Source organism: Pseudomonas sp. NFACC42-2, assembly GCF_900116055.1.
Taxonomy (GTDB): Bacteria; Pseudomonadota; Gammaproteobacteria; order Pseudomonadales; family Pseudomonadaceae; genus Aquipseudomonas; species Aquipseudomonas marginalis.
Genome location: NZ_FOZO01000022.1, coordinates 39518 through 54131 on the forward strand (window position 1 = coordinate 39518; position 14614 = coordinate 54131).

Below are 14614 nucleotides of genomic sequence, written 5' to 3' on the forward strand. Positions count from 1 at the left end.
CTTCCAGCAAAACGTTAAGTAACCGGGGCTGTTCTTTCAGCCCCGAGTTGTTTCTGATTCATTAGACGAGACTGACTTCATGGCCCTCGACATTCACGCCCACCGCATCCTGATCCTCGACTTCGGTTCCCAGTACACCCAACTGATCGCCCGCCGCGTGCGTGAAATCGGCGTGTACTGCGAGCTGCACCCGTTCGACATGGATGACGAAGCGATCCGCGAATTCGCACCGAAAGGCGTCATCCTCGCCGGTGGCCCCGAGTCCGTGCACGAAGCCAACAGCCCGCGTTGCCCGCAAGCCGTGTTCGACCTGGGTGTTCCTGTCTTTGGTATCTGCTACGGCATGCAGACCATGGCCGAGCAACTGGGCGGCAAGGTTGAAGGTTCCGAGCTGCGTGAATTCGGTTATGCCCGTGTCGACGTGGTCGGCAAGAGCCGCCTGCTGGACGGCATCGAAGACCACATCGACGCCGACGGCCTGTTCGGCCTCGACGTGTGGATGAGCCACGGTGACAAGGTCACCAGGATGCCGGAAGACTTCCACATCCTGGCCAGCACCCCGAGCTGTCCGATCGCCGGCATGTTCAGCGACGAGCGTCGCTACTACGGCGTGCAGTTCCACCCGGAAGTGACCCACACCAAGCAAGGCGGGCGCATCCTGTCGCGCTTCATCCTCGACATCTGCGAGTGTGAAGCCCTGTGGACCCCGTCGAAAATCGCTGAAGACGCGATCGCCAACGTACGCGCCCAGGTCGGTACCGACAACGTGCTGCTCGGCCTGTCCGGCGGCGTTGACTCCTCCGTGGTTGCTGCGCTGCTGCACAAGGCCATCGGCGACCAACTGACCTGCGTGTTCGTCGACAACGGCCTGCTGCGCCTGCACGAAGGCGAGCAGGTAATGGCCATGTTCGCCGAGAACATGGGCGTCAAGGTGATCCGCGCCAACGCCGAAGAGCAGTTCCTGAACAACCTGGCCGGCGAGTCCGACCCGGAGAAGAAGCGCAAGATCATCGGCCGCACCTTCATCGACGTGTTCGATGCCCAGTCCAACAAGCTGGACAACATCAAGTACCTGGCCCAGGGCACCATCTACCCCGACGTGATCGAGTCGGCCGGCGCCAAGAGCGGCAAGGCCCACGTGATCAAGTCCCACCACAACGTGGGTGGCCTGCCTGAGGAAATGAACCTCAAGCTGGTAGAACCGCTGCGCGAACTGTTCAAGGACGAAGTCCGCCGTCTGGGCCTGGAACTCGGCCTGCCATACGACATGGTCTACCGCCACCCATTCCCAGGCCCGGGCCTGGGCGTGCGCATCCTCGGTGAAGTGAAGAAGGAATACGCCGACCTGCTGCGTCGTGCCGACCACATCTTCATCGAAGAACTGCGCAAGGCCGACTGGTACCACAAGGTCAGCCAGGCGTTCGTGGTGTTCCAGCCGGTTAAGTCCGTAGGCGTTGTAGGCGATGGCCGTCGTTACGCCTGGGTCGTGGCCCTGCGTGCGGTGGAAACCATCGACTTCATGACCGCCCGTTGGGCGCACCTGCCGTACGAACTGCTGGAAACCGTCAGCGGCCGTATCATCAATGAGATCGAAGGTATTTCGCGCGTTACTTATGACGTGTCGAGCAAGCCGCCGGCGACGATTGAGTGGGAATAAGCTGAACAAAAAGGGCGCCGTGAGGCGCCTTTTTTGCATCTGTAGGAAATGTCTACTGGTCGCAGAATTCAGCTGTCTGTGCAGCGCTCCAGTTGAGAATTGGTACCTGCGCGAGGCATGATGTCAAAATGGTATTGGTTTCGACGGATCGCTCGATTCTGACTTTTAGCACATGGACGTGTATAGGCTGCAATAGAGCCTGCATAAGGGATATATGGTTTCTATTTACGTATGCGGTCAAGACAGGACCCGGCAGATCAAAGAGTGGGAGATTGGCAAAGATCGGAAGGGTCAACCCTCACTGATTTGTTACTTTCACTCCGGCAAGCAATTTTCTCGCCCCCTCGTTGACTGCGAGGTCGTGCCTACTCGAGAAGTGCTGGACAAGCTTCTTGTGACAAGGGGGAGTGCGGTGGTGGTCACTGTCGAGAGAGCAGTGATCTACGGTGAGAAATATGCGGTAGTGCAGTCTTCTGAAAGGGCGGCACATGAGGTGTTCAAGATGGATGGCAGCGAGTTCATCGCACCAGCGAAGATCAAGGACGAGCCGATATTCCACTATTTCCGTGCTGTGGCTGATCGACGGGTCGATGAGGCTGTGAAGCACGCCGACAAACTGATCGCGGAAAATGTAGTTCGTCAGTTGAATGCCTTGCCTGCATGCCCGGACACGGCTTTGCATGCCTATTGCTCCGGACGTAATGGCAGGCTGGAGTCGACGGGCAACTTCATCTTTCCGTTTGGTCTCAACGAAAGTCAGCTTCAAGCCGTCGAACAGGCTTTCAGTTCGCAGGTCAGTCTGATCGAGGGACCGCCCGGCACCGGCAAGACCCAGACTATTCTGAACATCATCGCCAATATTTTGTTGCGCGAAAGCACCGTGGCGGTGGTCTCCAACAACAATCCGGCAGTCAGTAATGTCTGTGAAAAGCTGGGTAAATTCGGGCTCGATTATCTGGTCGCGAAGTTGGGTAACGAGAAAAACCGAAAGGCATTCTTCGACAATCCTACCCCTCGACCCACTGCGATTGCCGAAACCGCACCTTCCATGGCGCATATCCAGAGCATCTTGCAGCGGCTCAAGCACTTTTTGTCTCGCCGGAACGCAGTAGCGCAGTTGCAGATTGAAATCAGTGAGCTGGAGATAGAGCGCGGCTATCTCCAGCAATGGCAGCAGGGTAACGGCGTGCAGGACCCCGTCGCTCTAGACAAGTACAACCTGACCCCGCAAAAATCCGCTGACCTGATGGCTTACCTGACACACCTTGCAGGCAATCGTGTGCGCATCAAGGATAGGATCGAGATGTTGTTCAATTTCAAGATCCTGCGCATGAAACCATTCGATGACTGGGCAAAGCGCAAGTCAGTCTTCTATGGCCTGCAGCTTCACTACTACGACAAGGCATTGCTGGAAAGAAAAGCGGTGCTGGCCAGTCATCAAGAAGTGTTGCAGCGGGGCAATTACGTCGCGCTGCTGGATGAGCTGACGGACGCTTCGATGAAGCACCTCAAGCAACATTTGTATCAGTGTGAACCGAGTGCTGAAAACTTCGACGCCAAGAGTTATCGCAAAGATAAATTCGATGAGTTCCTGAAACGTTATCCGATTATCGCCAGTGGAACGCATTCGATCGTCAATTCGCTCAAGTCCGGGACGGTACTCGACTACGTCATCATCGACGAAGCGTCGCAGCAGGACATCGTTCCAGGAATACTGGCACTCGGTTGCGCGAAGAATCTGATTATTGTTGGCGATAGCAAGCAGCTGGCGCACATTCCAGCAAAGCTGGGCATTGCCGCGCCTGAGGATCGGGGGCACTACGATTGTGAGAAGTACAGCCTGCTCGATTCGTGCGCCAGCGTGTTCAGTGATTCGATCCCGATAACCTTGTTGAAAGAACACTATCGCTGTCATCCGCAAATCATCCAATTCTGCAATCAGCAGTTCTACGACAACCAATTGGTTCCGATGACGCAGGACGGTGGAGAAAAACCGTTGTCATTGCTGGTCACTGCCAAGGGTAACCATACCCGCCACAACACCAATCTCAGGGAGCTGGATTCGATTCTGGCTGTGCTCGAAAGGGAGGGCGACAGTGCATGGGAGGGTGGGGACGGTCGAGGCTTCATTGCCCCGTTCAGGAACCAGGCAACGCTTTTGGACACCCTTTTACCTGAGGATTTTGTCAAGGACACGGTTCACAAGTTTCAGGGCCGTGAGTGCGACGAGATCGTCTTTTCCACTGTGCTGGACAAAAAGAGCGCAACCCCGAAACTTCTGGCGTTCGTGGATGACCCTCGCATTGTCAATGTGGCGGTATCCAGAGCGAAAAATCGGTTCACACTGGTCACTGGGGACGAAGTCTTCGCTGCAAACAACGGGCATATCGCCGCACTGGTGCGCTATATCGAATACTACGCGGAGCAAGGGCAACTCCACCGCGCGCCCGTGATTTCGGCCTTTGACTTGCTCTATAAGGAGTATGACCAGTCGCTCGAACGCCTTAATGGCAGGTTGAGACGCAGTGATTCGGAGTACAAGTCCGAGCAGATCATGGCGCAGATACTGCGTGAGACGCTGGGTCAGAGTGTGTTCCAAGGCCTCGTATTTCACTCCCAGATCCTACTGAACCAGGTGGCCTCTAAAGACAATCAGCGTTTAACCTCGCGGGAGTTGGAATTCCTGAGTCAGGGAGCCAGTTGCGACTTTGTGCTCTATTACGAAGTGGGGAAAAAACCAGTGGGTGTCGTCGAGGTCGACGGAAGCTCTCATACTAAGCCTGAGCAGGTTGAGCTCGATGCTCTGAAAAACAGCATCTTGGAAAAAAGCGATATTCCCTTGCTTCGTTTGCGAACCATTGAGAGCCGTATCGAAGAAAAACTGGCGGCATTTTTAGTTCAGTGGGCCAGGAGTATTCCTGAAGAAAGCCGCGAGTTTTTGTCGGTTTAGAGGGTTTTGTACCGGTTGACACCGATCGCCCCGCAACACCTGAAAGACCCTTTGGACTTGCGTCCATCGGGTCTTTTGCGTTTACCGCCGCGCAATATCCGAAAAGTAAAACTTATCCAACGTATGCCGCGACTCGGTGTACTCGAACTGCCGCCCGTCCTGCAAAAACGTCTGGTTGCTCACCACGATCACATGGCTTTGCCCTTCGAGGTCCAGGTGCGTCTGGTCGTCCTTGCTGCGGGGCAGGGCTTCGATGGTGCGCTGGGCGTAGCTGATCTGCAGTTGCAAGGTCTGCTCGATGAAGGCGTAGATCGACTGTTCGGCAATCGCCTGGTCCAGGCCGGGGATCAGGTCGGCGACGAAGTGGTTGATGTCGAGGATCACCCGTTTGCCGCCGATGCGCCGTACCCGTTTGATGCGTGTGATGAGGCTGCCGGGTTCGGCCTCGATGTGTTGCAACAATGGGCCTTCCAGGGGGAGCTGGGTGAATTCGACCACTTCGGTGAGTACGTCATCGCCCAGGTCGGCGTGGGTTTCGTGGAAGCTGACGATGCCGCCGAGTTGGAACTCAATCGGGTTGGGCGAGAGCACGAAGGTGCCCTTGCCGTGGATCTTTTGCGCAAACCCTCGCTCCTGCAACTGCTCGATGGCGCGACGCACGGTGCCTCGGCTGGCCTGGTAGCTGTCCATCAATTCGGTTTCGGAAGGCAGGCGCGTGCCGCGTTGCAGGCGTTCGGTGGTGATGCTGGCAAGCAGATCGGTATAGATCTGGTTGTATTTGCTCATGGGTAGGGCTCTGTGCCGCGTTGGCGTTCAAGGCAGGAACCTTAGAGGCAGAGCGGCGGTTTGTCCATTAGACCCAAGGATTTCTAAGGCTTGCAGCGCAGTGGTGTCCTACAGGGAATAAACAAAATCAAACTCGTACAGACGAGTTGTTGCTTTAACTCGTCTGTACGAGTACTTTTGCCTTCGGCGTGCTGCCAATGACTGCCCCCCAAATAAAAAAATCAAAGTGGAAACCAAGCATGAGCCACGACTACTCCAACATTGCCCGCGAGATCCTCGAGCACCTCGGGGGCGGCGACAACCTTGAGCAAGCTGCCCACTGCGTGACCCGCCTGCGCCTGGCGCTCAAGGATCCGCGCCTGGTCAACAACAGCGCGTTGAACCAGGTCGATCTGGTCAAGGGCTCGTTCTTCACCGGCGGTTTGTTCCAGGTGGTGATCGGCCCCGGCGAAGTGGAAAAGGTCTACGCCGCCCTGCGCGAACAGACCGGCCTCGCCGCCGCCACCATCGCCGACGTGAAGAAGAAGGGCGCCGACAAGACCAACGCCATGCAGCGCCTGGTGCGGGTGTTCTCCGATGTGTTCATGCCGATCCTGCCTGCGCTGATCATCGCCGGCCTGCTGATGGGCGTGAACAACCTGATGGGCGCCAAGGGCATGTTCATCGAGGGCCAGACGCTGCTGGAGGCCTACCCGAACCTGGATGGCCTGTGGAGCCTGATCAACCTGATGGCCAACACCTCGTTCGTGTTCCTGCCGGCGTTGGTGGGCTGGTCGGCGGCCAAGCGCTTTGGCGGCAGTGAAATCCTCGGCATCGTGCTCGGCCTGATGCTGGTGCATCCCGATCTGCTCAATGCCTGGAACTACGGCAAGGCGGTCGCCGGGCTCGACGGCCAGAGCCTGCCTTACTTCGATATTTTCGGTTGGTTCAAGATCGAGAAAGTCGGCTACCAGGGGCAGATCCTGCCGATCCTGATGGCGGCGTATGTGATGAGCGTCATCGAGAAATGGCTGCGCGCTCGCGTGCCCAACGCCATTCAATTGCTGGTCGTGCCAATCACCACCATCGTCGTCACCGGCGTGCTGGCGTTGGCGATCATCGGCCCGGTCACCCGTCACCTCGGCATCCTGATCACCGAAGGTGTGGTCACCCTGTTTGATCTGGCGCCGATGGTCGGCGGAGCGATTTTCGGCCTGCTGTATGCGCCGCTGGTGATCACCGGCATGCACCACATGTTCCTTGCCGTGGACCTGCAACTGATCTCCACCCAGGGCGGCACCTTTATCTGGCCGATGATCGTGATGTCCAACCTGGCCCAGGGCAGCGCCGCGCTCGCGGTGTTCTACACCACCCGCAATGCGCGGGATAAAAGCATGGCTTCGACCTCGGCGATTTCCGCCTACTTCGGCATCACGGAACCGGCGATGTTCGGGGTGAACCTGCGCTTCAAGTTTCCGTTTTACGCGGCCCTGGTGGGCTCGGCGCTGGGCAGCATTTTCCTGTCGCTGAACAAGGTGCAGGCCTCGGCAATCGGGGTGGGTGGCTTGCCTGGGTTTATTTCGATCGTGCCGAGTGCCATTCCGATGTTTGTGATTGGGATGGTGGTCGCGATGGTGGTGCCGTTTGTTCTGACCTGTGCGTTGAGCATGAAGATTGTTCGGCCGGGTTATCGCGTCGCCTGATCGGCCGCTATCGGGGGCAAGCCCCCTCCCACATTTGACCGCGCTCACAATTCTACTGAAGGAACCCACCATGCAAGACTGGCAACACTCGGTGATCTACCAGATCTACCCCAAGAGCTTCCACAGCCACGCGGGTAACGCCACCGGTGACCTGCTGGGCATCGTGGACAAACTCGACTACCTCAAATGGCTGGGCGTGGATTGCCTGTGGATCACCCCGTTCCTGCGCTCGCCGCAACGGGACAACGGCTACGACATCAGCGACTACTACGCCATCGACCCCAGCTACGGGACCATGGCCGACTGCGACCTGTTGATCAGCGAAGCGGCCAAGCGTGGCATCAAGCTGATGCTCGACATTGTGGTCAACCACACGTCCATCGAGCATGAGTGGTTCCAGCAGGCGCGCAGCAGCCTCGACAACCCCTACCGCGATTTCTACATCTGGCGCGACCAGCCGAACAACTGGGAATCCAAGTTCGGCGGGTCGGCCTGGGAATACGAGGCGCAAACCGGCCAGTACTTCCTGCACCTGTTCGACCACACCCAGGCCGACCTCAATTGGGACAATCCCCAGGTGCGTGCCGAGGTGTTCAAGTTGATGCGCTTCTGGCGTGACAAGGGCGTGGGCGGTTTCCGCCTGGATGTGATCAACCTGATCTCCAAGCCCGCCGACTTCCCCGAAGACAGCAGCGACGGGCGCCGCTTCTACACCGACGGCCCGAACGTGCATGAATACCTGCAGGAGATGCACCGCGAAGTCTTTGAAGGCCATGACCTGATCAACGTCGGCGAGATGTCGTCCACCAGCCTTGAGCATTGCATTCGCTACTCGCGGCCAGAGTCGAAAGAGCTGTCGATGACCTTCAACTTTCATCACCTGAAAGTCGATTACCCGAACCTGCAGAAGTGGGTGAAGGCTGACTTCGACTTCCTGCAACTCAAGCAGATCCTCTCCGACTGGCAACTGGGCATGCAGGCCGGTGGCGGCTGGAACGCGCTGTTCTGGTGTAACCACGATCAACCCCGGGTGGTCTCGCGGTTTGGTGACGACGGCGAGCATCGCGTGGTCTCGGCCAAGATGCTTGCCACCGCGCTGCACTTCCTCCAGGGCACGCCGTTCGTGTACCAGGGCGAAGAACTGGGCATGACCAATCCGGGCTTCGACAGCATCGATCAGTACCGCGATGTAGAGACCTTGAACATCTTCCGCCTCAAGCGCGATGCCGGTGAATCCGAAGCCGCGAGCATGGCGGCGATCATGCAGAAGTCCCGCGACAACGGCCGTACGCCCATGCAGTGGAACGCGCAGCCGAATGCGGGTTTCAGCACCGGCGAGCCCTGGATCGGCCTCCCGGCGAATGCCGCGCAGATCAACGTTGAACACCAGCTCGACGATCCCGACTCCGTGCTGCATCACTACCGCGCACTGATCGCCCTGCGCCGCCACGAACCGCTGATTCAAGAGGGGGGTTACCGCCAACTGCTGCAAGACCATTTGCAGGTCTGGGCGTACCTGCGCGAAGGCCACGGCGAGCGCCTGCTGGTGCTGAACAACTTCTATGGCCAGCCCTGTGAGATCCAACTGCCTGGCGACGTGATCGGCGCAGCGACCGAGCAACGCCTGCTGATCAGCAACTACCCCGACTGCCCGCCACGCACGGCCACGGTGATTTTGCGCCCGTACGAATCCTTTGTGCTGCACCTGAAGGACTAAACCCGGAACTCCCGTAGCAGCTGCCTCAAAAAACATAATAAAAATATCGGAGTGCTTCATGAAAACAACAATAAAGCTGGGCCTCGTTGCATCCTGCCTGAGCCTGCCATTCGGCGCGCAGGCCCTGGAATTTGCCGGTTACTTGCGCAGCGGTGCGGGGACGTCGACAGGCAGTGGCAAGCAGCAGTGTTTCCAGTTGCCGGGGGCGCAAACCAAATACCGACTGGGCAACGAATGCGAGCAGTACGCCGAACTGGAACTGCGTCAGGACCTGCTGACCCTCGACGATGGCTCGGTGCTCAGCGTCGACGCCATGGCATCGCTGTACAACCAATACGACCGCGCCCTTAAATTCCAGGGCGAAGACAACGGCTCGGCGCGCATGCCGCAGATGTATGTGCAGTGGTCGAACCTGCCTGCCCTCAATGGCGGTTCGCTGTGGGCCGGTCGGCGTTACTACAAACGCAATGACATCCATATTTCCGACTTCTACTACTGGAACCAGAGCGCCACCGGCGGCGGAATCGAGGACGTGCTGATCGGCGACCTCAAGTACAGCTACGCCATTTCGCGCAAGGACAACCTGTACCAGAAGGAATACGCCACCCGTCACGACTTCAACGTCGCGGGCTTCAAGACCAACCCCGGCGGCGAGCTGGAGCTGGGCTTGAGCCATATCGAAAAGGCCGGTGGGCGTGACACCCACAGCGGCTGGGCACTTACCGCGCAGCATGTGCAAAAACCCTTCCTGGGCGGCAAGAACAAATTCGCTTTGCAGTACGGCGAAGGTCCCGGCACCGGCCTGGGCTACACCGGCAATACCTTCCTGGATAACAGCAGCAAAAGTTATCGCGCCGTGGAGTTCTTCGACTGGCAAGTGACCCCGCGTTTTGGTGGGCAGATCGAGGCGGTGTACCAGAAGGATATTCGCCCCGGCAGCCAGGACCAGACCTGGATGTCCATCGGCGTACGCCCCGCGTATGCGATCAGCGAACAATTCAAGTTGGTCACCGAGCTTGGGCATGATCAGGTCGATGCCACCGGCGGCACGCGCAAGCTGAGCAAATTTACCTTCGCTCCGACCTGGTCGCCCAACGGCCCGGATTTCTGGGCGCGGCCGGAAGTGCGTTTGTACTACACCTATGCGACCTGGAACGAAGCGGCCAAGCGTGCAGCGAATGAACTGGCGGCGGGCTCGGCGTTGTCCGACACCGGCGCCTATGGCACCGCGCGGCATGGGTCGAACGTGGGCGTGCAGGTTGAATACTGGTGGAAATAAGTCATCCGTGGGATAGGCATCCACCCAAGGATCTTTACAGAACAAAACAGCAGGTGACGACATGACCGCAACTCAACCCCTGGAACTGCTGGCGCCCTTGTCCGGCGTGCTGCTGGCACTGGACAAGGTGCCTGACCCGGTGTTCGCCAGCCGCATGATCGGCGACGGCCTGTGCATCGATCCCACCTCGCAGACCCTGTGCGCGCCCCTGGCCGGGGTGATCAGCAATATCCAGGACAGTGGGCATGCGGTCAGCGTCACCGACGACAACGGCGTGCAGGTGCTGATGCATATCGGCTTGGACACAGTGAGCCTGGCCGGCAAGGGCTTCACCCGCCTGGTCGAGGGAGGCCAGCGGGTAGAAGCCGGGCAAGCGCTGATCGAATTCGATGCCGACTACGTGGCGCTCAACGCGCGCAGTTTGCTGACCTTGATGCTGGTGGTCAGCGGCGAGCCGTTCACGCCGTTGGCAAGCGGCCTGGTGGAATTGGGCCAACCGGTGTTGCAGGTAGCGCCCGGCAACCGGGTAGAGGAGGCCGATGAGGAGGAGGGCGATGAGGAGGAGGGCGATGCACGTTTCTCCAAGCCGTTGATCTTGCCCAACGCCAACGGTTTGCACGCGCGCCCGGCCGCCGTATTGGCACAGGCGGCGAAAGGTTTTAACGCGAGTATTTACCTGCACAAGCAGACCCAGAGTGCCAACGCCAAGTCGCTGGTGGCGATCATGGCGCTGCAAACCGTACAGGGCGATACCTTGCAAGTGAGTGCGGCCGGTGACGACGCCGAGGCGGCGATCCAGGCGCTGGTCGCGCTGTTGCTTGAAGGCTGCGGCGAGGCCATCGCGGCACCGGCTGCACAGCTTGAAGCACCCGTGCCGGTATCGTCGGCGACGCTGCTGCGAGGCGTTTGCGCATCGCCGGGGTCGGCGTTTGGCCAGGTGGTCCAGGTCGCTGAGCCCGAGCTGAAGGTGACTGAACAGGGGGCGGGAGAAACCTTCGAACGCGCTGCGTTGGCGCGTGGCCTGTTGGCTGCAAACGAAGCGCTGCAAGCCCTGCACACCCAGGTGGCAGGCAGTGCCCAGGCGGAGATTTTTCGCGCCCATCAGGAATTGCTCGAAGACCCGACGCTGCTGGAACAAGCCGATGGCCTGCTGGCCGAAGGCAAGAGCGCCGCGTTTGCCTGGAACAGCGCCACGGTTGCCACCGCCCAACTGTTCCAGGGCCTGGGCAACGCCCTGTTGGCCGAACGGGCGGCGGACCTGGCGGATGTCGGTCAGCGCGTGCTGAAACTGATCCTCGGTATTCAAGACCGCGCCTGGGACCTGCCCGACCGCGCGATCCTGGTCGCCGAGCAACTGACGCCTTCGCAAACCGCCAGCCTCGATACCCAAAAGGTGCTGGGGTTTGTCACCGTTGGCGGCGGGGCGACCAGCCATGTCGCGATCCTGGCGCGGGCCCTGGGCCTGCCTGCCATGTGCGGGGTCGGGCCTGAAGTGCTGGCGCTGGCCAACGGCAAACAGGTCCTGCTCGACGCCGACAAAGGCGAGTTGCACCTGGACCCCAACCTGGCCGAGATCGAACAGCTGGAAGCTGCGCGTAAGCAGCACGTGCTGCGACGTCAGCGTGATGTGGCGCAGGCGTCAGTGCCTGCGATTACCCGCGACGGCCATCACGTCGAGGTGAGCGCCAACGTCGCTTCGTTGCAGGAAGTGGAGCAATCCCTGGCCCTGGGAGGCGAAGGCGTCGGCCTGCTGCGCTCGGAGTTTTTGTACCTGGATCGCAATCGCGCCCCAAGCGTGGATGAGCAGGCCGCCACCTACAGCGCCATCGCCCGTGCCCTGGGCACCGAGCGCAATCTGGTGGTGCGGACCCTGGATGTCGGCGGCGATAAACCGCTGGCGTATGTGCCGATGGACAGTGAAACCAACCCGTTCCTGGGCCTGCGCGGTATACGCCTGTGCCTGGAGCGCCCGGAGCTGTTGCGTGAACAGTTGCGCGCGATCCTCGCCAGTGCCGGGCTGACACGTCTGCATATCATGTTGCCGATGGTCAGCCTGCTGTCGGAGCTGCACCTGGCCCGCCAGATTATGGAGGAAGAAGCCCAGGCCCTTGGGCTCAGCGAGTTGCCCAAGCTGGGCATCATGATCGAGGTACCGTCAGCGGCGTTGATGGCGGATGTGTTTGCGCCCCATGTGGATTTCTTCTCCATCGGCACCAACGACCTGACCCAATACACCCTGGCCATGGACCGCGATCATCCGCGCCTGGCCAGCCAGGCCGACAGCTTTCACCCGGCGGTGCTGCGCCTGATCGCCACCACCGTCACGGCCGCCCATGCCCATGGCAAGTGGGTGGGCGTATGCGGTGCACTGGCCTCCGAAGCCCTGGCGGTGCCGGTGTTGCTCGGGCTGGGCGTGGATGAGCTGTCGGTCAGTGTGCCGCTGATCCCCACCATCAAGGCTACCGTGCGCGGGCTGGACCTGGCCGGCTGCCAGACCATCGCCCGTCAGGTACTGTGCCTGGAAGAGGCCGTCCAGGTGCGCGAGGCCTTGCGCCTGTACCACGCGGCCACCGTTGAAACCTCACCTGTCGTGGAGCACTGAGCATGTTCGAGAAATTGCAGCGGGCGTTCTGGAAAGCCCTGACCCCGGATTTGATTGCCGAGACGGTGGCGGTGCCGACACAGGGGCTGTTGTCGGCCGAGGTGCTGAGTGCACTGGGCGGTGCGAATAACCTCAGGTCGCAGCAGCGTGTGGCGCTGACGCGGGTGCGGGTGCAATTGCAGGATGCGGGGCGGCTGGATGAGGCCGCGTTGAAAGCGGCGGGTGTGGCGGGCGTGATGGTATTGGCGGGAGGAGTGGTCCACCTGATCACCGGCCTCTAATCCATGCAGAGATCAAAAGGTGGTGTCTGAAATGTTGCGGTCAGAGTTGCGGGGTGTCTTCCGGCGGCTTGGTTTTATCCACACCCGGCACATGCAGATTACCTTCCACCACCTGGTTGCCCTCCAACTGCGGCTGGGTCACCCAGGTCAGGATGTCGTAATAACGCCGGATGTTCGCCACAAAGTGCACCGGCTCGCCGCCTCGGGCGTAGCCGTAGCGGGTCTTGCTGTACCACTGCTTCTGCGACAGGCGCGGCAGCATCTTCTTCACGTCCAGCCACTTGTTCGGGTTCAGGCCTTCCTTCTTCGCCAGGATGCGCGCGTCGTCCAGATGGCCGGTGCCGACGTTATAAGCGGCGAGGGCGAACCAGGTGCGGTCGGGCTCGGCGATCTTGTCGTCCAGCTCGTCCTTGATCTTGGCCAGGTACTTGGCGCCGCCCATGATGCTTTGCCTGGCATCCAGGCGGTTGGACACGCCCATGGCCTGGGCGGTGTTCTGGGTCAGCATCATCAGGCCGCGCACGCCGGTCTTTGAGGTGACCGCCGGTTGCCACAGCGATTCCTGATAACCGATAGCCGCAAGCAGGCGCCAGTCGACTTTTTCTTCCTTGGCGTAGGCGCGAAAGTGTTTCTCGTATTTGGGCAGCCGCTGCTGCAAATGCTGGGCGAAGGTGTAGGCGCCGACATAGCCGAGGACATCGACGTGCCCGTAATAGCGGTCTTTAAGGCGTTGCAGGGTGCCGTTCTTTTCCACCTTGTCCAGGTAGCTGTTGATCTCGTTGAGCAGGCTGTTGTCGTCGCCGGCGGCCACGGCCCAGCTCTGGTTGCTGGCATTGCCGAGGTCGAACGCCACCCGTACGTTGGGGAAGTACACCTGGTTCATCGCCACTTCGTTGGAGTCCACCAGGGTCAGGTCGATTTGCCCCTCGTCCACCATGCGCAGCAGGTCGACCACCTCGACGGCATCGGATTCTTCGTATTCGATGGCCGGGTCCTGCTTTTTAAGCGCCGCCAGTTGTTCGGCGTGGGTACTGCCCTTGAGCACCATGATCTTCTTGCCCACCAGGTCCGCCGCGTTCGTCGGCCGTGACTGGCCGTTGCGGTAGATGATCTGCGGGGTGACTTCCAGGTAAGGGTGGGAGAAACGCACCTGTTGCTGGCGCTGCTCGCTGCTGACCAGGCCGGCGGCGGCGAGCACCGGGCCGTTGGGTTTGCCCAACTGGCCGAACAGGTCGTCGAGGTTGTCGGCGGTCTCGATCTCCAGCTTCACGCCCAGGTCATCGGCAAAACGCTTGACCAGTTCGTATTCGAAACCGGTTTCACCGTTGCGGTCCTGGAAGTAAGTCGCCGGGCTGTTTCGGGTAATCACCCGCAATACGCCATCCTCCTTGATTCGCTCGAGCGTGCTGGGTTTATCAACACAGGCGCTGAGCATCAGGAAGAGTCCGGTGACGATGAGCCATCTGGCGCATCGCGGGCGCAAAGCAGTTGGGGAGAACATCTGCGCAGTATACGCAAACGGCCCACGGCGCCATATCTCGACAGCGGCGGACTTGTCTGCTAGCGCCGCCAAAACTGTGCTGCAACCCGCAGAAACGTGGCTTGGCGCCCGATTGTGACGGTTAAAATAACTGCGCGGAATGCCTTGGATAACGCCCCG

General features: G+C 59.9%; 9 protein-coding genes. 7 read left to right on the forward strand and 2 right to left on the reverse strand.

The annotated features are described in order from the left end of the window. The first annotated feature begins 79 nt into the window (after positions 1-79). A complete protein-coding gene (gene guaA / locus BM416_RS26015) occupies positions 80-1657 on the forward strand; it encodes a glutamine-hydrolyzing GMP synthase (RefSeq protein ID WP_027605430.1) in 1578 nt (525 codons plus the stop codon). A 214-nt stretch (positions 1658-1871) separates the two neighbouring features. Continuing rightward, positions 1872-4607: an AAA domain-containing protein gene (locus tag BM416_RS26020; RefSeq protein WP_092489914.1), complete on the forward strand. Its 2736-nt coding sequence runs from the start codon at positions 1872-1874 to the stop codon at positions 4605-4607. A gap of 81 nt (positions 4608-4688) precedes the next feature. Here the strand turns inward: BM416_RS26020 and treR are convergent, their stop codons facing one another. Further along, a complete protein-coding gene (gene treR / locus BM416_RS26025) occupies positions 4689-5393 on the reverse strand; it encodes a trehalose operon repressor (RefSeq protein WP_092489915.1) in 705 nt (234 codons plus the stop codon). A 239-nt stretch (positions 5394-5632) separates the two neighbouring features. On the opposite strand from treR, the gene treP reads away from it, so the two are divergent. The 5 genes from treP (at position 5633) to BM416_RS26050 (ending at position 12954) form a co-directional block, all read left to right on the forward strand. Further along, the gene (gene treP, locus BM416_RS26030) at positions 5633-7075 is read left to right on the forward strand and encodes a PTS system trehalose-specific EIIBC component (protein WP_092489916.1); all 1443 of its coding nucleotides are present in this window, start codon (positions 5633-5635) and stop codon (positions 7073-7075) included. 70 nt (positions 7076-7145) lie between these two features. Then, positions 7146-8792 (forward strand): alpha,alpha-phosphotrehalase, encoded by a 1647-nt coding sequence (gene treC / locus BM416_RS26035; protein WP_092489917.1) that lies wholly within the window; start codon positions 7146-7148, stop codon positions 8790-8792. Positions 8793-8850: 58 nt separating this feature from the next. Continuing rightward, positions 8851-10071: a maltoporin gene (locus BM416_RS26040; protein ID WP_092489918.1), complete on the forward strand. Its 1221-nt coding sequence runs from the start codon at positions 8851-8853 to the stop codon at positions 10069-10071. Between the two features lie 61 nt (positions 10072-10132). Next, a complete protein-coding gene (ptsP, locus tag BM416_RS26045; protein ID WP_092489919.1) occupies positions 10133-12673 on the forward strand; it encodes a phosphoenolpyruvate--protein phosphotransferase in 2541 nt (846 codons plus the stop codon). 2 nt (positions 12674-12675) lie between these two features. Continuing rightward, positions 12676-12954, forward strand: a complete 279-nt coding sequence (locus BM416_RS26050) for a PTS sugar transporter subunit IIB (protein ID WP_027605437.1) — start codon at positions 12676-12678, stop codon at positions 12952-12954. A 40-nt stretch (positions 12955-12994) separates the two neighbouring features. Here BM416_RS26050 and mltF read toward each other — a convergent pair whose 3' ends face one another. Further along, positions 12995-14455 carry a membrane-bound lytic murein transglycosylase MltF gene (mltF, locus tag BM416_RS26055; protein ID WP_092489920.1) on the reverse strand — a complete coding sequence of 487 codons (1461 nt, stop codon included), beginning with the start codon at positions 14453-14455 and terminating at the stop codon, positions 12995-12997. Positions 14456-14614 lie beyond the last annotated feature (159 nt).